Below are 18,228 nucleotides of genomic sequence, written 5' to 3'. Positions count from 1 at the left end.
AGGTGCCAGTAATCGTTATTCTTTAAGGCTATGGTTTTTCATTTTTACCGGAAGTTACCGACGTTTTGAGCCGTTTCGTTCCTCGCATTATTCCGTTTTATTTACTCTTGCTGGCGGCAGGCGGTACAGCTAACGCACAATCTACCTTCGAGCAAAAAGCGGCAAATCCCTTTGATAATAACAATGATGGTCTGCCGGATTTAGGCATGGCACCTGAAAATCATGATGGGGAAAAACACTTTGCTGAAATTGTGAAAGATTTCGGCGAAACCAGTATGAATGATAACGGGCTGGATACTGGCGAGCAGGCAAAAGCTTTCGCATTGGGAAAGGTCCGCGACGCGCTTAGTCAACAGGTTAATCAGCACGTAGAGTCCTGGCTATCACCGTGGGGAAATGCCAGTGTTGACGTCAAAGTGGATAACGAAGGACATTTCACCGGCAGTCGTGGAAGCTGGTTTGTGCCGTTACAAGATAATGATCGTTATCTCACCTGGAGCCAGCTTGGTCTTACTCAGCAGGATGATGGGCTGGTGAGCAATGTGGGCGTTGGGCAACGCTGGGCGCGCGGCAGCTGGCTGGTGGGTTATAACACTTTTTATGACAACTTGCTGGACGAAAATCTTCAGCGAGCGGGCTTTGGCGCTGAAGCGTGGGGCGAATATTTGCGACTATCGGCAAACTTTTATCAGCCGTTTGCTGCATGGCATGAACAGACAGCCACGCAGGAACAACGGATGGCGCGCGGGTACGACCTGACAGCCCGGATGCGCATGCCGTTCTATCAACACCTCAATACCAGTGTCAGCGTAGAACAGTATTTTGGTGATCGTGTCGATTTGTTTAACTCTGGTACGGGTTATCACAATCCCGTCGCGTTGAGTCTGGGATTAAATTACACCCCTGTGCCCTTAGTCACTGTGACGGCCCAGCATAAACAGGGTGAAAGTGGCGAGAATCAAAATAACCTCGGGCTGAATCTTAACTACCGCTTTGGTGTACCGCTCAAAAAACAACTTTCTGCGGGCGAGGTTGCCGAAAGTCAGTCGTTACGTGGTAGTCGCTATGACAATCCGCAGCGAAATAATCTGCCGACTCTTGAGTACCGACAGCGAAAAACGTTAACGGTGTTTCTGGCGACACCTCCGTGGGATCTAAAACCTGGCGAAACAGTGCCGCTGAAATTACAAATCCGCAGTCGTTACGGTATTCGGCAACTGATTTGGCAGGGCGATACGCAGATATTAAGTTTGACGCCGGGCGCACAAGCCAACAGTGAGGAGGGCTGGACGCTGATCATGCCTGACTGGCAAAACGGGGAAGGCGCAAGCAATCACTGGCGATTGTCAGTGGTGGTGGAAGATAACCAGGGGCAGCGTGTCTCCTCCAATGAGATCACGCTAACGCTTGTCGAACCGTTCGACGCATTGTCAAACGACGAACTGCGCTGGGAACCGTAATCAGAAAATGCGCTCCTGATGCACCCATACCGCAGCTTCCACGCGAGACTTTAGCTTCATTTTCTTCAGCATGTGCTTGACGTGAACTTTTACTGTGCTTTCGGTGATGTCCAGGCGGCGGGCAATCATCTTGTTCGGCAAACCCTGGGCAATTAGCTTGAGAATATCGCGCTCGCGTGGGGTTAACTGGTTAACATCGCGCTCAGTAGTGGCACGGTTAGCGCGCAAGCTGGCGGCCAGAACAGGCGTTAATGCTTCGCTTAATACCATTTCGCCAGCAGCTGCCTGATGTAACGCTTTCAGCAGATCTTCCGGTTCCATATCTTTTAACAGATAGCCATCCGCGCCGCGTTTCAGTGCGGTGACCACATCTTCTTCATGGTTAGAGACGCTGAATACCACAATGCGCCCGGAGAGGGACTTTTCGCGCAGTTTATCCAGCGTTTCCAGACCGTTCATGCCGGGCATATTGAGATCTAACAGGATCAGATCGGGATCAAGAGACTCCGCCAGTTCAATACCCTGTTCGCCATTACTCGCTTCGCCAACCACGGTGATATCTGGTGCCATACTGATAAGCTGTTTTACGCCAGTTCGCAACATCGGGTGATCGTCGATCAGCAGGATAGTAGCCGGTTCCTGATTACTCATGGGTATCTCCTTGGACGTCTGTGAAAGTTTTTTCGGGAATAAAGGTGACCACCACTTCGGTGCCACCTGATTCACGACGGCGGACGCGGCAATCGCCTCGTAAACTTTGCGCACGGTCGCGCATTATTATCATGCCGTAGTGATTGCTGCGGATGGCATTTTCAGGCACGCCGCAGCCGTTATCCTGGACGGTCAGTTTGACCTGATTATCGTTTTGCGCCACCGTCACCACGACCTCACTCGCTTGCGAATGTTTGAGGGCGTTACTTAATGCCTCACGGGCAATTTGCAACAAGTGGATTGCCTGATGCGAAGGCACCAGACGAGGCGGCAATTGATAATCCAGCTTCACCGGGAAGCCAAATTTGGCGCTGTACTCTTCGCAACTCGCCTCCAGCGCCGGACGTAATCCAGGCTCGGTGAGCTGCAAACGGAATGTGGTGAGCAATTCACGCAACTGCACCCAGGATGCATTCAGTTCGTTACGGATCTGACTTAACAGTTCGCGGCTGCTTTCTGGCAGCGCATCGCCCTGCATCTGTAAGCAACTCACCTGCATCTTCATGCAAGAGAGAGATTGGGCAATAGAATCATGCAGTTCGCGCGCAATGGTGGCACGCTCTTCCATCACGATCAACTGTTGCTGACGTTCCTGATGGCGATCCAGCGCCAGCGTGGCGGTGAGTTGTTCAACCAGGGTATCCACCAGTTGTTGTTGATCATGGCTAAGATGACGCCCCTGCGGCAGGGTCGCCAGCAAAATACCGTACTGCGTATGAGTGTCAGCCAGCCGCCACTTCAGGGTTGTGCCGCGATCGCCAACGGGTAATACGCCGCGCGGGCAGAGCTGGCAGCCTTTATCATCACAAGTCATATCTGGCTGGCAGGTAAACTCCTGATGATTCTCTTCATCATCAGTGTCATACACCCGCAGTTCGATATCACGTAGCAGGGTTAAATTCTGTAATCCGTTGAGTACAGGTGACAGGCGTTCACACAGCGGGGCGCGGGAATGCAATCGGCGGTTGGCCTGCCATAAAAAAGAGAGGATCTGATTTTTATGCTCCAGCCCGGCGGTTTTCTCCTGAACCCGCTGCTCAAGTACGGCATAACTTTCGGCCAGTTCTGCAGACATATTGTTCAACGCAGTTCCAAGCATCGCCATTTCGTTGCGCCCGCTGATGTTTGCGCGTTGGGTAAAATCGCGATGGCTGACGGCACTCGCCATTGCCAGCAGTTGCCGCCACGGTTGTAGCAATCTCGCCCGCAACCAGATAATAGTGAATACCAGTAAAAGTGCCATAAATACCGCCATTACCCGATGGACCAGCACCACTGTCTCAATGCGCATTTCCGTGGTGCGATCAAAACCAGATACCAGCTGATCAAGCCCGGCAACAAACTGGCTGACATCCGCTGACACCGTTTCGCGGTTTTGTGCACGCATCAGTGCAGGGATCAGTTCATTACGCCAGTAATCTTGTAAACCCTGTAATTGCGCCAGTTGCCCGTCTCGTTCTGCTGCTCGAGTCAACTCGGCGCTAAATGCTGTTTGTTCCATCTCTTTAATTAAGGGCTTGTCTTTCTCGCTTAATGGCACTGCTGCCAACAGACGGTAACTTTGCATGCGCAGCGATCCCGCTTTGTTGATCGCATGGGCGCTGCCCTGAACGCCTTGCACCAGCCAGCCAGAAACCGCCATCCCTGCCAGTCCAATAGCAGTAGAAAGCAACACAATAAGCGCAACCTGATTAACCAGGGTGAGCGGAGAGAGACAACGTTTAAGCATGTAAACCTCTTCCTTCAGGCTTTAAATGAGCAATAACCTTAATGAATGTGACGATACATTCTGGAATGGCAGTATTCTCGGCTATTGGCTGAAGTATACCCATACCCGGAAAGAGTTACTCCTTATTTGCCGTGTGGTTAGTCGCTTTACATCGGTAAGGGTAGGGATTTTACAGCACCGTGAAAAATCTCATAATTTTTATGAAATCACTGTACTCACTATGGATAATGATAAATATCAATGATAGATAAAGTTATCTTATCGTTTGATTTACATCAAATTGCCTTTAGCTACAGACACTAAGGTGGCAGACATCGAAACGAGTATCAGAGGTGTCTATGAGTCACTCATCCGCCCCCGAAAGGGCTACTGGAGCTGTCATTACAGATTGGCGACCGGAAGATCCTGCGTTCTGGCAACAACGCGGTCAACGTATTGCCAGCCGCAACCTGTGGATTTCCGTTCCCTGTCTGCTGCTGGCGTTTTGCGTATGGATGTTGTTCAGCGCTGTTGCGGTGAACTTACCGAAAGTCGGTTTTAATTTTACGACCGATCAGCTATTTATGTTGACTGCGCTGCCTTCGGTTTCTGGCGCGTTATTACGTGTTCCATACTCCTTTATGGTTCCTATCTTCGGTGGTCGTCGCTGGACGGCGTTCAGCACCGGTATTCTGATTATTCCTTGCGTCTGGCTGGGTTTTGCCGTGCAGGATACCTCCACGCCTTATAGCGTCTTCATCATCATTTCTCTGCTGTGCGGCTTTGCTGGCGCGAACTTCGCATCCAGTATGGCAAACATCAGCTTCTTCTTTCCGAAACAGAAGCAGGGTGGCGCGCTGGGTCTGAATGGTGGTCTGGGCAACATGGGCGTCAGCGTCATGCAGTTGGTTGCTCCGCTGGTGGTATCACTGTCGATTTTCGCAGTATTTGGTAGCCAGGGCGTCAAACAGCCGGATGGGACTGAGCTGTATCTGGCGAATGCGTCCTGGATATGGGTGCCGTTCCTTGCCATCTTCACCATTGCGGCGTGGTTTGGCATGAACGATCTTGCTACCTCGAAAGCCTCCATCAAGGAGCAGTTGCCGGTACTCAAACGGGGTCATCTGTGGATTATGAGCCTGCTGTATCTGGCAACCTTCGGCTCCTTCATCGGCTTCTCCGCGGGCTTTGCGATGCTGTCAAAAACGCAGTTCCCGGATGTTCAGATTCTGCAATACGCTTTCTTCGGGCCGTTTATTGGTGCGCTGGCGCGTTCTGCAGGTGGTGCATTATCTGACCGTCTGGGCGGAACTCGTGTCACTCTGGTGAACTTTATCCTGATGGCGATTTTCAGCGGCCTGCTGTTCCTGACCTTACCGACTGACGGACAGGGCGGAAGCTTCATGGCGTTCTTCGCAGTCTTCCTGGCGCTGTTCCTGACCGCTGGGCTGGGTAGTGGTTCCACTTTCCAGATGATTTCCGTGATCTTCCGTAAACTGACAATGGATCGTGTGAAAGCAGAAGGGGGTTCTGACGAACGTGCGATGCGTGAAGCGGCAACCGACACGGCGGCGGCGCTGGGTTTCATCTCTGCGATTGGCGCGATTGGTGGCTTCTTTATCCCGAAAGCGTTTGGTAGCTCGCTGGCATTAACGGGTTCGCCAGTCGGCGCAATGAAAGTATTTTTGATTTTCTATATCGCCTGCGTGGTGATTACCTGGGCGGTATATGGTCGGCATTCTAAAAAATAAATCGTAATATTTGATTATCCTTTGCGCGGCATGATGTCGCGCTTTTTTTATGCGTCATTTAGTTACAACATACTAATGTTGTATGGCTTATTTCGCTGGATTTCATTAAGAGTCATTAATATGTTACCCATGGGGAATACTCCTTAATACCCATCTGCATAAAAATCTTAATGGTTTAAATAACTACAGGTGTAAAATGTCTTAATTTACAGTCTGTTATGCTATAAATGTTAATTATCCTAAAGGGGTATTCCAGGAATTTACTTTATTTTTCATCCCCATCACTCTTGATCGTTATCAATTCCCACGCTGTTTCAGAGCGTTACCTTGCCCTTAAACATTAGCAATGTCGATTTATCAGAGGGCCGACAGGCTCCCACAGGAGAAAACCGATGAGTAAATTCCTGGACCGGTTTCGCTACTTCAAACAGAAGGGTGAAACCTTTGCCGATGGGCATGGCCAGCTTCTCAATACCAACCGTGACTGGGAGGATGGATATCGCCAGCGTTGGCAGCATGACAAAATCGTCCGCTCTACCCACGGGGTAAACTGCACCGGCTCCTGCAGCTGGAAAATCTACGTCAAAAACGGTCTGGTCACCTGGGAAACCCAGCAGACTGACTATCCGCGAACTCGCCCGGACCTGCCAAACCATGAACCTCGCGGCTGCCCGCGCGGTGCCAGCTACTCCTGGTATCTTTACAGCGCTAACCGCCTGAAATACCCGATGATGCGCAAACGCCTGATGAAAATGTGGCGTGAAGCGAAGGCGCTGCATAGCGATCCGGTTGAGGCATGGGCTTCTATCATTGAAGACGCCGATAAAGCGAAAAGCTTTAAGCAGGCGCGTGGACGCGGTGGTTTTGTTCGTTCTTCCTGGCAGGAAGTGAACGAACTGATCGCCGCATCTAACGTTTACACCATCAAAAATTACGGCCCGGACCGTGTCGCTGGCTTCTCGCCAATTCCGGCAATGTCGATGGTTTCTTACGCATCGGGTGCGCGCTATCTCTCGCTGATTGGCGGTACTTGCTTAAGCTTCTACGACTGGTACTGCGACCTGCCTCCTGCGTCTCCGCAAACCTGGGGTGAGCAAACTGACGTACCGGAATCTGCTGACTGGTACAACTCCAGCTACATCATCGCCTGGGGTTCAAACGTGCCGCAGACGCGTACCCCGGATGCTCACTTCTTTACTGAAGTGCGTTACAAAGGGACCAAAACTGTTGCCGTCACACCAGACTACGCTGAAATCGCCAAACTGTGCGATCTGTGGCTGGCACCGAAACAGGGCACCGATGCGGCAATGGCGCTGGCAATGGGTCACGTAATGCTGCGTGAATTCCACCTCGACAACCCAAGCCAGTATTTCACCGACTATGTGCGCCGCTACACCGACATGCCGATGCTGGTGATGCTGGAAGAGCGCGACGGTTACTACGCTGCGGGTCGTATGCTGCGCGCTGCTGATCTGGTGGATGCACTGGGCCAGGAAAACAATCCGGAATGGAAAACTGTCGCCTTTAATACCAATGGTGAAATGGTTGCGCCGAACGGTTCTATTGGCTTCCGCTGGGGCGAGAAGGGCAAATGGAATCTTGAGCAGCGCGACGGCAAAACTGGCGAAGAAACCGAGCTGCAACTGAGCCTGCTGGGTAGCCAGGATGAGATCGCTGAGGTGGGCTTCCCGTACTTTGGTGGCGATGGCACGGAACACTTCAACAAAGTGGAACTGGAAAACGTGCTGCTGCATAAGCTGCCGGTGAAACGCCTGCAACTGGCTGATGGCAGCACCGCCCTGGTGACCACCGTTTATGATCTGACGCTGGCAAACTACGGTCTGGAACGTGGCCTGAACGACGTTAACTGTGCAACCAGCTATGACGATGTGAAAGCTTACACCCCTGCCTGGGCCGAGCAGATTACCGGCGTTTCTCGCAGCCAGATTATTCGCATCGCCCGTGAATTTGCCGATAACGCTGATAAAACGCACGGTCGTTCGATGATTATCGTCGGCGCTGGGCTGAACCACTGGTATCACCTGGACATGAACTATCGTGGTCTGATCAACATGCTGATTTTCTGCGGCTGTGTCGGTCAGAGCGGCGGTGGCTGGGCGCACTATGTAGGTCAGGAAAAACTGCGTCCGCAAACCGGCTGGCAGCCGCTGGCGTTTGCCCTCGACTGGCAGCGTCCGGCGCGTCACATGAACAGTACCTCTTATTTCTATAACCACTCCAGCCAGTGGCGTTATGAAACCGTGACTGCGGAAGAACTGCTGTCGCCGATGGCGGATAAATCTCGCTATACTGGACACCTGATCGACTTTAACGTCCGTGCAGAACGCATGGGCTGGCTGCCGTCTGCGCCGCAGTTAGGCACTAACCCGCTGACTATCGCTCGCGAAGCAGAAAAAGCTGGGATGAATCCGGTGGACTATACGGTTAAATCCCTGAAAGAGGGTTCTATCCGTTTCGCTGCGGAACAGCCGGAAAACGGTAAAAACCACCCGCGTAATCTGTTCATCTGGCGTTCTAACCTGCTCGGTTCTTCCGGTAAAGGTCATGAGTTTATGCTCAAGTACCTGCTGGGGACGGAGCACGGTATCCAGGGCAAAGACCTGGGGCAGCAGGGCGGCGTGAAGCCGGAAGAAGTGGACTGGCAGGACAACGGTCTGGAAGGCAAGCTGGATCTGGTGGTGACGCTGGACTTCCGTCTGTCGAGCACCTGTCTCTATTCCGACATCATTTTGCCGACGGCGACCTGGTACGAAAAAGACGACATGAATACTTCGGATATGCATCCGTTTATTCACCCGCTGTCTGCGGCGGTCGATCCGGCCTGGGAAGCGAAAAGCGACTGGGAAATCTACAAAGCCATCGCGAAGAAATTCTCCGAAGTGTGCGTTGGTCATCTGGGTAAAGAAACTGACATCGTCACGCTGCCTATCCAGCACGACTCTGCCGCTGAACTGGCGCAACCGCTGGATGTGAAAGACTGGAAAAAAGGCGAATGCGACCTGATCCCAGGTAAAACTGCACCGCACATTATGGTCGTAGAGCGCGATTATCCAGCAACTTACGAACGCTTTACCTCTATCGGCCCGCTGATGGAGAAAATCGGTAACGGCGGTAAAGGGATTGCCTGGAACACCCAGAGCGAGATGGATCTGCTGCGTAAGCTCAACTACACCAAAGCGGAAGGTCCGGCAAAAGGCCAGCCGATGCTCAATACCGCAATTGATGCGGCAGAGATGATCCTGACGCTGGCACCGGAAACCAATGGTCAGGTAGCTGTAAAAGCCTGGGCTGCCCTGAGCGAGTTTACCGGCCGTGACCATACGCATCTGGCGCTGAATAAAGAAGACGAGAAGATTCGCTTCCGCGATATTCAGGCACAGCCGCGCAAAATCATCTCCAGCCCGACATGGTCTGGCCTTGAAGATGAACACGTTTCTTACAACGCCGGTTACACCAACGTTCACGAGCTGATCCCGTGGCGTACGCTCTCTGGTCGTCAGCAACTGTATCAGGATCACCAGTGGATGCGTGATTTCGGTGAAAGCCTGCTGGTTTATCGTCCGCCGATCGACACCCGTTCGGTGAAAGAAGTGATGGGGCAGAAATCCAACGGCAACCCGGAAAAAGCGCTCAACTTCCTGACGCCGCACCAGAAGTGGGGTATCCACTCCACCTACAGCGACAACCTGCTGATGCTGACTTTAGGTCGCGGTGGTCCGGTGGTCTGGCTGAGTGAAGCCGATGCCAAAGAGCTGGGTATCGCCGATAACGACTGGATTGAAGTCTTCAACAGCAACGGTGCACTGACTGCCCGTGCGGTTGTCAGCCAGCGTGTTCCGGCAGGGATGACCATGATGTACCACGCGCAGGAACGTATCGTTAACCTGCCTGGTTCGGAAATTACCCAACAGCGTGGTGGTATCCATAACTCGGTCACCCGTATCACGCCGAAACCGACGCATATGATCGGCGGCTATGCCCATCTGGCATATGGCTTTAACTACTACGGCACCGTAGGTTCTAACCGCGATGAGTTTGTTGTAGTGCGTAAGATGAAGAACATTGACTGGTTAGATGGCGAAGGCAATGACCAGGTACAGGAGAGCGTAAAATGAAAATTCGTTCACAAGTCGGCATGGTGCTGAATCTCGATAAGTGCATCGGCTGCCACACCTGTTCAGTGACCTGTAAAAACGTCTGGACCAGCCGTGAAGGCGTGGAATACGCGTGGTTCAACAACGTGGAAACCAAGCCGGGCCAGGGCTTCCCGACTGACTGGGAAAACCAGGAAAAATACAAAGGCGGCTGGATCCGTAAAATCAACGGCAAACTTCAGCCGCGCATGGGTAACCGTGCCATGCTGCTGGGTAAAATCTTCGCTAACCCGCATCTGCCGGGGATCGACGATTATTACGAGCCATTCGATTTTGATTATCAGAACCTGCATACCGCGCCGGAAGGCAGCAAATCACAGCCGATTGCCCGTCCGCGTTCACTGATTACCGGCGAACGGATGGCGAAAATCGAAAAAGGGCCGAACTGGGAAGATGACCTGGGCGGTGAGTTTGACAAGCTGGCGAAAGACAAGAACTTCGACAACATCCAGAAGGCGATGTATAGCCAGTTCGAAAACACCTTCATGATGTATTTGCCGCGCCTGTGCGAACACTGTCTGAACCCGGCATGTGTGGCGACCTGCCCGAGCGGTGCGATTTACAAGCGTGAAGAAGATGGCATCGTCCTGATCGACCAGGATAAATGCCGTGGCTGGCGTATGTGCATCACCGGATGCCCGTACAAAAAAATCTACTTCAACTGGAAGAGCGGTAAGTCTGAGAAGTGCATCTTCTGCTATCCGCGTATTGAAGCCGGCCAGCCGACAATATGTTCAGAAACCTGTGTCGGTCGTATCCGTTATCTTGGCGTGCTGCTGTACGATGCCGACGCGATTGAACGTGCGGCAAGTACCGAGAACGAGAAAGATCTCTACCAGCGTCAGCTGGATGTGTTCCTCGATCCGAACGATCCGAAAGTCATCGAGCAGGCGATTAAAGACGGTATTCCGCTGAGCGTTATTGAGGCTGCACAGCAGTCGCCAGTTTATAAAATGGCGATGGAATGGAAACTGGCGCTGCCGCTGCATCCGGAATATCGCACACTGCCGATGGTCTGGTACGTGCCGCCTCTGTCGCCGATTCAGTCTGCGGCAGACGCGGGTGAACTGGGCAGCAACGGCATTCTGCCAGACGTCGAAAGCCTGCGTATTCCGGTACAGTATCTGGCGAATCTGCTGACCGCCGGTGATACCAAACCGGTACTGCGCGCGCTGAAACGTATGCTGGCGATGCGTCATTACAAACGTGCTGAAACCGTTGACGGTAAAGTCGATACCCGTGCGCTGGAAGAGGTCGGTCTGACCGAAGCCCAGGCACAGGAGATGTATCGTTATCTGGCTATTGCCAACTACGAAGATCGCTTTGTGGTGCCGAGCAGTCATCGTGAACTGGCGCGGGAAGCCTTCCCGGAGAAAAATGGCTGCGGCTTTACCTTTGGTGATGGCTGCCACGGTTCAGATACCAAATTCAATCTGTTCAACAGCCGCCGTATCGATGCCATCGACGTAACCAGCAAAACGGAGCCGCACCCATGATCGAACTCGTGATTGTATCGCGTCTCCTTGAATATCCGGATGCTGCCTTATGGCAGCATCAACAAGAGATGTTTGAGGCGATTGCCGCGTCGAAAAATCTGCCAAAAGAGGATGCCCATGCGCTGGGCATTTTCCTGCGCGATTTAACGACGATGGATCCGCTCGATGCCCAGGCGCAGTACAGCGAACTGTTCGACCGTGGCCGCGCCACGTCACTGTTGCTATTTGAACATGTTCACGGTGAATCCCGTGACCGCGGCCAGGCGATGGTGGATCTGCTGGCGCAGTACGAGCAGCACGGCTTGCAGTTAAACAGCCGCGAATTGCCCGACCATCTGCCGCTGTATCTGGAGTACCTGGCGCAGCTGCCGCAAAGCGAAGCCGTGGAGGGTTTGAAAGATATTGCGCCGATTCTGGCATTGCTGAGCGCGCGTCTGCAACAGCGTGAAAGCCGTTATGCCGTGCTGTTTGATCTGCTGCTGAAACTGGCGAATACCGCAATCGACAGCGACAAAGTGGCGGAAAAAATTGCCGACGAAGCGCGCGACGATACGCCGCAGGCGCTGGATGCAGTCTGGGAAGAAGAGCAGGTTAAATTCTTTGCTGACAAAGGCTGCGGTGATTCAGCAATCACTGCTCATCAGCGTCGCTTTGCCGGTGCCGTCGCGCCGCAATATCTGAATATCACCACCGGAGGACAGCACTAATGCAATTCCTGAATATGTTCTTCTTTGATATCTACCCGTACATAGCCGGGGCGGTCTTCCTGATTGGTAGCTGGCTGCGTTATGACTACGGGCAGTACACATGGCGTGCGGCGTCCAGCCAGATGCTGGATCGCAAAGGGATGAACCTCGCGTCGAACCTGTTCCATATCGGTATTCTGGGGATTTTTGTCGGTCACTTCTTCGGTATGCTGACGCCGCACTGGATGTATGAAGCCTGGCTGCCGATTGAAGTGAAACAGAAAATGGCGATGTTTGCTGGTGGTGCCAGCGGCGTACTGTGTCTGATTGGTGGCGTGCTGTTGCTGAAGCGTCGTCTGTTCAGCCCACGCGTGCGTGCAACCACTACCGGAGCGGATATCCTGATCCTGTCGCTGCTCGTTATCCAGTGCGCGCTGGGCTTGCTGACCATTCCGTTCTCAGCCCAGCATATGGACGGTAGCGAGATGATGAAACTGGTTGGCTGGGCGCAGTCGGTAGTGACCTTCCACGGTGGTGCTTCTCAACACCTTGATGGTGTGGCGTTTATCTTCCGTCTGCACCTGGTGTTGGGGATGACGTTATTCCTGCTGTTCCCGTTCTCGCGTCTGGTGCACATCTGGAGCGTCCCGGTGGAGTATCTGACGCGTAAGTATCAGCTGGTGCGCGCTCGTCACTAAGCGAATTTTAGTTCACATAGACCCTGCTTCGGCGCTGAGGGATCCCCATAAATCAGCGATAATAAACCAACACCATATTCTGGTAGGTTCTGGTGAGGTGATTAAGAATGGTGCTTAGCACCGTTCGTTTTAAAATTAGCGGGGAGTGTCGTAAGACATTCTCCGCTAACGTCAGATACGAGATTACCCGCCGCGTTTTAATGCTGTTGGCCTGATATCTAAGATGTAACCCTTGATTTTCAGCGTGATAGCCAATAAGCCACAGCACTATTGTGCTCAGTGTTGCCAGCAGGCTCAGTACCAGCATTCTTCCTGCCGAACAGCTGTAACTGGCTCGCAGACCGAACCCAAAACGCTCACTTTTTTCATCCCTGAAGTTTTGCTCAATCTGCATTCGGCGGCTGTATAACTTCATGATTTCTCGCGGTTTAAAGTCATCTGTGCTGCTGAATATTAACCATGGTTCTTTTGCCGCCGACCTGGCATCTTTTATCTGTGATGGTCTGGCTATACCACAACGCGAACGTTTATTTCTCCGGCCTTTCGGCTCTTTTTTGTGCAAATAAAAATGACCATCGCAACGGGCGTATTCCGCCCGGGAAAGCGTCCCCGGCCCCAGATATTCAGGTTTGTTACTGGCCTGTAATTCCTGACGCCTGAACCAGCATTCCCCTTTTCTCGCCAGATGCAGTTGTTTATTGCCTCGTATCCGGCCAATAAAATCCCAGCCGAGTGATTTTATGTGCCGAAACCAGGCATTCTGGAACCCTGCATCCGTGACGATGATTACCCTTGCTTTTGGGTTTACCGCTTCGGAAAGAGTATTAAGAAAGGCTTGCTGTATCTTTGCATTTTGCTGTTTTTCCGAAGGAACTATCCAACTCAGCAATGGAATCGAATGTCCATAGCAAATCAGGCTGGCGCGGAGTACGTGATACTCCTGAGAGGGGTATCCACTCCAGTCAACGGCGATGACACACAGTGACAGCTTGCTCGTCAGCATGGAAATAATGTTTCTGAAAATCAGGGGGATGTCGTGATGAAGAGACTCATTACCGAGCAGACGATCAACACGTTTTATTTTATTTTTGACCTGAGCATTACCGGGTAAATAACGTCCGATGCTGGTCAGCGTCAGAGATGCGCCATTGATTAGTGCGATAGTGGCATCCAACAAAGCATTTTGTCGGTATTTGTGAAATGGTGCTAAAGCACCGCGGAAAAAATTCTGACATACTTGGCGAGCAGGCATAGAGGAGATCTCATTGAATTGGTTGCACAAGTCAGTAGATCACAAAACTCTATGCCTGTCTTTTTTTACCCGCCCATTACTGGGGATTCCTCAGCGCTCCGGCGGGTTTTTTTTATGGGCACGGTGCGGGGGGAGTTGTCGGATGCGCTTCGCTTATCCGACCTACAGGGGAGGATATTTTAGGTCCGGTAAACGCGGTGCCATTGGGCAGAATTAGCTCGGAGTAACAGGTTTTGAGTATTTCAGGAAGAAATGGTGGTGGGGGAAGGATTACTCAGCGCTGCGCGCTTCGCCCTACGGGTCGTTGCCTGCGGCAACGCTCTCTCGCTGGCCTCGAGTCGAACCTTGGTCGAAGCTTCTCATCCTTCCCCGCATGGGCAGAATATTTAATTGCGGATTCGTTTGAGAATTCAGGGGCTTTTGTAAGCGATGGTGGTGGGGGAAGGATTCGAACCTTCGAAGTCGATGACGGCAGATTTACAGTCTGCTCCCTTTGGCCGCTCGGGAACCCCACCAGGGGTAATTCATATTGTAGGTAATGCTTGAGATGGTGGTGGGGGAAGGATTCGAACCTTCGAAGTCGATGACGGCAGATTTACAGTCTGCTCCCTTTGGCCGCTCGGGAACCCCACCACGGGGTAATGCTTTTTACTGGCCTGCTCCCTTATCGGGAAGCGGGGCGCATCATATCAAATGACGCGCCGCTGTAAAGTGTTACGTTGAGAAAAATGAACTGGTTGCGTGATTTTCATCCGTAACGGATTAAAGCTAACCAGTTATTTTGGCTGACGATTAAAGAATAATCGTCCGATTACCGTAAACAAAGACGCGCTGCGCCAGTACTTTGTATAGCGCACGACTTAAGACGTTTTTCTCGACGTCACGACCTGCGCGCATCATATCTTCAGCTGTGTAGGTATGATCGACATGAATAACGTCCTGCATGATGATTGGGCCTTCGTCCAGATTGTCATTCACATAGTGAGCGGTTGCGCCAATAATCTTCACGCCACGCTCATAGGCCTGGTGATAAGGACGTGCGCCGATAAACGCTGGCAGGAATGAATGGTGAATATTGATGATCTTATTCGGGAAGCGTGCCACAAATTCCGGCGTTAATACCCGCATATACTTCGCCAGCACCACATAGTCAGGTTGATAAGCATCAATGGCATCCGCCATCTTTTGATCGTGCTCGTTGCGGCTTAACCCTTCATGGCTTACCAGCTCAAACGGAATATCAAACCGCTCAACCAGAGAACGTAAAGTATCGTGGTTACCAATAACTGCCGCGATTTCGACATCCAGGCCGCCGTAATTGGCTTTCATCAACAAATCGCCAAGGCAATGCGCTTCTTTAGTGACCAGAATTACTATCCGGCGACGACCGGCAGGATTCAGCTCACGCACGGAGCCTTCTGGCAATGCGCTATCGAGATCCGCCAGCAGGGTGGAATCATTAAAAATCCCTTCCAGTTCCGTGCGCATAAAAAAGCGCCCGGTACGATGATCTACAAATTCATTGTTCTGCACGATATTTAACTCGTGCTTGTAGCAAATATTGGTAATACGTGCGATCAGACCTTTTTGGTCCGGACAAATAGTACGCAGAACTTTACGTTGGAGTGAATGCATTGCTGGAAAAACCTTGTTGAGAGTGTTTGCTAAACCGTACCGTCAACCATTATTGGCCGCAGCACTTTTTAAATTTTTTACCTGAACCACAAGGGCAGGGATCGTTGCGGCCAAACTGCGGACGTGTACCGTCAATATAGTACCATTGACCGTTTTCTTTCAAAAATCGCGAACGTTCAATTATTGCACCTGTTTTGCCACCCTCGGTAAATCGAGCAACAAAACTGACAAATCCGATATTGCCGCCGTCCTGCCAGCAATGTTCAAATACGGTCAATCCCAACCATTCAGTATGCGCAAATCCGGCAATCAATTCGGCTCGTAACGCCGCTGCTCCACAAGATGGATGCCAGGTCTTTATTAAATAATCTGCGTCTTGCATCACAAAAGCGCAGTAACGCGAACGCATGAGATGTTCTGGATCAGGTGCAACCTTTTCACCAGACACATAAGGGTGGCAACATAGGCTATACTCGACAGCACTACCACAGGGACAAAGCTGAGACACAAATAATCTCCCTGGAAACAATAACGGCGTATTAACCGCCTGAGTAGCACTATGTTAACCGAGCAGTAGCGATGTGGCTACGATTGCATTCCAGGGGAATCTTGCGGGAATAATGAGAAAGATAAAAATAGGGCTGGCGCTGGGATCTGGCGCGGCAAGAGGTTGGTCGCATATTGGCGTAATTAATGCGCTAAAAAAAGTGGGTATTGAAATTGATATCGTTGCAGGATGTTCAATTGGTTCGCTGGTGGGCGCTGCCTATGCATGCGATCGATTATCTGCGCTGGAAGATTGGGTGACCTCTTTCAGTTATTGGGATGTTTTACGCCTGATGGATCTCTCCTGGCAGCGCGGTGGGTTACTGCGCGGCGAGCGTGTCTTCAATCAATATCGCGAAATAATGCCGGAAACAGAGATCGAAAATTGTTCCCGTCGCTTCGCGGCTGTTGCCACCAATTTAAGTACTGGGCGTGAATTATGGTTTACTGAAGGCGATCTCCATCTTGCTATTCGTGCATCATGCAGTATTCCAGGACTAATGGCACCCGTTGCGCATAACGGCTACTGGCTGGTTGATGGCGCTGTAGTTAACCCAATTCCTATTTCCCTCACGCGTGCATTGGGGGCTGATATTGTGATAGCGGTCGACCTGCAGCACGATGCTCATTTGATGCAACAAGATTTGCTCTCCTTTAATGTCAGTGAAGAAAATAGCGAGAATGGTGATTCTCTGCCGTGGCATGCGCGTCTGAAAGAAAGGTTAGGCAGCATAACGACACGTCGGGCGGTGACAGCGCCAACGGCAACAGAGATTATGACCACTTCTATCCAGGTGCTGGAGAACCGCCTTAAAAGGAACCGCATGGCAGGTGATCCGCCCGATATTCTGATTCAACCTGTTTGCCCGCAAATATCTACGCTTGATTTCCATCGCGCGCACGCTGCCATTGCGGCCGGGCAGCTGGCAGTGGAAAAGAAAATGGACGAACTTTTGCCGTTGGTACGCACCAACATTTGACCAGAATTTTTATCTACACTTAAGTTAATTCTGACAGGCGCAGGTGGCAATAGCATGCCACTATTGAGTAAAGCCAGTCAGGGGAGAGAACATGACGCAGCCATTGGTCGGAAAACAGATTCTCATTGTTGAAGATGAGCAGGTATTTCGCTCGCTTCTGGATTCGTGGTTTTCCTCATTGGGAGCGACAACGGTACTGGCGGCTGATGGGGTGGATGCCCTTGAGTTGCTGGGAGGTTTCACTCCAGACCTGATGATATGTGATATCGCGATGCCACGAATGAACGGGCTTAAACTGCTGGAACATATACGCAACAGTGGTGACCAGACACCGGTTCTGGTGATATCTGCCACTGAAAATATGGCAGATATTGCCAAAGCGTTACGTCTGGGCGTTGAAGATGTTTTGCTGAAACCGGTTAAAGATCTGAATCGCTTGCGCGAGATGGTTTTTGCCTGTCTCTATCCCAGCATGTTTAATTCCCGCGTTGAGGAAGAGGAAAGGCTTTTTCGCGACTGGGATGCAATGGTTGATAACCCTGCTGCAGCGGCGAAATTATTACAGGAACTACAACCGCCAGTTCAGCAGGTGATTTCCCAATGCCGGGTTAATTATCGTCAATTAGTTGCCGCGGACAAACCCGGCCTGGTGCTTGATATTGCCGCACTTTCGGAAAACGATCTGGCATTTTATTGCCTTGATGTCACCCGAGCTGGACATAATGGCGTACTTGCTGCCTTGTTATTACGCGCATTGTTTAACGGATTATTACAGGAACAGCTTGCACACCAAAATCAACGGTTGCCAGAGTTGGGCGCGTTATTGAAGCAGGTAAACCATTTACTCCGTCAGGCCAATCTGCCGGGGCAGTTTCCGCTATTAGTTGGCTATTATCATCGCGAACTGAAAAATCTCATTCTGGTTTCTGCGGGTCTGAATGCGACGTTAAATACCGGCGAACATCAGGTGCAAATCAGTAATGGTGTTCCGTTAGGCACTTTAGGTAACGCTTATTTGAATCAATTGAGCCAGCGATGCGATGCCTGGCAATGCCAAATATGGGGAACCGGTGGTCGGCTGCGCTTGATGTTGTCTGCAGAATGAGCAAACGATAACACGGGCTAAATTT

13 protein-coding genes, 2 tRNA genes and 1 other RNA gene are annotated in these 18,228 nt (G+C 51.5%); 8 read left to right on the top strand and 8 right to left on the bottom strand.

Features of this window, described 5'->3' with window-relative positions; all coding sequences use genetic code 11:
• The first annotated feature begins 65 nt into the window (after positions 1-65).
• Positions 66-1,460 carry an inverse autotransporter invasin YchO gene (gene ychO / locus EAS44_RS14555; protein WP_000086194.1) on the top strand — a complete coding sequence of 465 codons (1,395 nt, stop codon included), beginning with the start codon at positions 66-68 and terminating at the stop codon, positions 1,458-1,460.
• Here the strand turns inward: ychO and narL are convergent, their stop codons facing one another.
• On the bottom strand, positions 1,461-2,111 hold the full coding sequence (gene narL, locus EAS44_RS14550) for a two-component system response regulator NarL (protein ID WP_000070491.1): 651 nt from the start codon (positions 2,109-2,111) through the stop codon (positions 1,461-1,463).
• A complete protein-coding gene (narX, locus tag EAS44_RS14545; RefSeq protein WP_000918078.1) occupies positions 2,104-3,900 on the bottom strand; it encodes a nitrate/nitrite two-component system sensor histidine kinase NarX in 1,797 nt (598 codons plus the stop codon). The genes narL and narX overlap by 8 nt, the downstream gene beginning before the upstream one ends.
• A 338-nt stretch (positions 3,901-4,238) precedes the next feature.
• Between narX and narK the strand changes: the two genes are divergently transcribed.
• The 5 genes from narK to narI all read left to right on the top strand — a co-directional run bounded on the left by narK (position 4,239) and on the right by narI (position 12,685).
• Positions 4,239-5,630, top strand: coding sequence for a nitrate transporter NarK (gene narK / locus EAS44_RS14540; RefSeq protein WP_000019827.1), 1,392 nt, complete (start codon positions 4,239-4,241; stop codon positions 5,628-5,630).
• 392 nt (positions 5,631-6,022) lie between these two features.
• Positions 6,023-9,766 carry a nitrate reductase subunit alpha gene (narG, locus tag EAS44_RS14535; RefSeq protein ID WP_000032955.1) on the top strand — a complete coding sequence of 1,248 codons (3,744 nt, stop codon included), beginning with the start codon at positions 6,023-6,025 and terminating at the stop codon, positions 9,764-9,766.
• On the top strand, positions 9,763-11,301 hold the full coding sequence (gene narH, locus EAS44_RS14530) for a nitrate reductase subunit beta (RefSeq protein WP_000702647.1): 1,539 nt from the start codon (positions 9,763-9,765) through the stop codon (positions 11,299-11,301). Before narG ends, narH begins: the two co-directional genes overlap by 4 nt.
• Entirely contained in the window at positions 11,298-12,008 is a 711-nt protein-coding gene (gene narJ / locus EAS44_RS14525; protein ID WP_000571681.1) for a nitrate reductase molybdenum cofactor assembly chaperone, read from the top strand. Before narH ends, narJ begins: the two co-directional genes overlap by 4 nt.
• Positions 12,008-12,685, top strand: coding sequence for a respiratory nitrate reductase subunit gamma (gene narI, locus EAS44_RS14520; protein WP_001160110.1), 678 nt, complete (start codon positions 12,008-12,010; stop codon positions 12,683-12,685). The genes narJ and narI overlap by 1 nt, the downstream gene beginning before the upstream one ends.
• Before the next feature lie 52 nt (positions 12,686-12,737).
• On the opposite strand, the gene EAS44_RS14515 is transcribed toward narI, so the two are convergent.
• The 6 genes from EAS44_RS14515 to ychJ form a co-directional block, all read right to left on the bottom strand.
• Positions 12,738-13,937: an IS4 family transposase gene (locus EAS44_RS14515; RefSeq protein ID WP_001111620.1), complete on the bottom strand. Its 1,200-nt coding sequence runs from the start codon at positions 13,935-13,937 to the stop codon at positions 12,738-12,740.
• Positions 13,938-14,190: 253 nt separating this feature from the next.
• Positions 14,191-14,321, bottom strand: a non-coding RNA gene (locus EAS44_RS14510) — RtT sRNA.
• A 46-nt stretch (positions 14,322-14,367) separates the two neighbouring features.
• Positions 14,368-14,452: transfer RNA gene (locus tag EAS44_RS14505), tRNA-Tyr, on the bottom strand.
• Between the two features lie 33 nt (positions 14,453-14,485).
• Positions 14,486-14,570: transfer RNA gene (locus EAS44_RS14500), tRNA-Tyr, on the bottom strand.
• A 159-nt stretch (positions 14,571-14,729) separates the two neighbouring features.
• Positions 14,730-15,572: a formyltetrahydrofolate deformylase gene (gene purU, locus EAS44_RS14495; RefSeq protein WP_000555849.1), complete on the bottom strand. Its 843-nt coding sequence runs from the start codon at positions 15,570-15,572 to the stop codon at positions 14,730-14,732.
• Positions 15,573-15,621: 49 nt separating this feature from the next.
• On the bottom strand, positions 15,622-16,080 hold the full coding sequence (gene ychJ, locus EAS44_RS14490; RefSeq protein ID WP_001362934.1) for a YchJ family protein: 459 nt from the start codon (positions 16,078-16,080) through the stop codon (positions 15,622-15,624).
• A gap of 112 nt (positions 16,081-16,192) precedes the next feature.
• On the opposite strand from ychJ, the gene rssA reads away from it, so the two are divergent.
• Together rssA and rssB are read left to right on the top strand one after the other, a co-directional pair.
• Positions 16,193-17,098 carry a patatin-like phospholipase RssA gene (gene rssA / locus EAS44_RS14485; protein WP_001226476.1) on the top strand — a complete coding sequence of 302 codons (906 nt, stop codon included), beginning with the start codon at positions 16,193-16,195 and terminating at the stop codon, positions 17,096-17,098.
• A gap of 91 nt (positions 17,099-17,189) precedes the next feature.
• The gene (gene rssB, locus EAS44_RS14480; protein ID WP_000193456.1) at positions 17,190-18,203 is read left to right on the top strand and encodes a two-component system response regulator RssB; all 1,014 of its coding nucleotides are present in this window, start codon (positions 17,190-17,192) and stop codon (positions 18,201-18,203) included.
• The last annotated feature ends 25 nt before the right edge of the window (positions 18,204-18,228 follow it).

The organism is Escherichia coli DSM 30083 = JCM 1649 = ATCC 11775 (assembly GCF_003697165.2).
Lineage (GTDB): Bacteria > Pseudomonadota > Gammaproteobacteria > Enterobacterales > Enterobacteriaceae > Escherichia > Escherichia coli.
Note: the sequence above shows the minus strand (reverse complement) of the source record. Positions and strands in the feature narration are given on the sequence as shown.

Excerpts from the sequence above, each read along its gene's own strand:
- narX (WP_000918078.1), bottom strand. The coding sequence starts at position 3,900 with ATGCTTAAACGTTGTCTCTCTCCGCTCACCCTGGTTAATCAGGTTGCG.
- rssA (WP_001226476.1), top strand. The coding sequence starts at position 16,193 with ATGAGAAAGATAAAAATAGGGCTGGCGCTGGGATCTGGCGCGGCAAGA.
- purU (WP_000555849.1), bottom strand. The coding sequence starts at position 15,572 with ATGCATTCACTCCAACGTAAAGTTCTGCGTACTATTTGTCCGGACCAA.
- narL (WP_000070491.1), bottom strand. The coding sequence starts at position 2,111 with ATGAGTAATCAGGAACCGGCTACTATCCTGCTGATCGACGATCACCCG.
- narH (WP_000702647.1), top strand. The coding sequence starts at position 9,763 with ATGAAAATTCGTTCACAAGTCGGCATGGTGCTGAATCTCGATAAGTGC.
- narJ (WP_000571681.1), top strand. The coding sequence starts at position 11,298 with ATGATCGAACTCGTGATTGTATCGCGTCTCCTTGAATATCCGGATGCT.
- narG (WP_000032955.1), top strand. The coding sequence starts at position 6,023 with ATGAGTAAATTCCTGGACCGGTTTCGCTACTTCAAACAGAAGGGTGAA.
- narK (WP_000019827.1), top strand. The coding sequence starts at position 4,239 with ATGAGTCACTCATCCGCCCCCGAAAGGGCTACTGGAGCTGTCATTACA.
- narI (WP_001160110.1), top strand. The coding sequence starts at position 12,008 with ATGCAATTCCTGAATATGTTCTTCTTTGATATCTACCCGTACATAGCC.
- EAS44_RS14515 (WP_001111620.1), bottom strand. The coding sequence starts at position 13,937 with ATGCCTGCTCGCCAAGTATGTCAGAATTTTTTCCGCGGTGCTTTAGCA.
- rssB (WP_000193456.1), top strand. The coding sequence starts at position 17,190 with ATGACGCAGCCATTGGTCGGAAAACAGATTCTCATTGTTGAAGATGAG.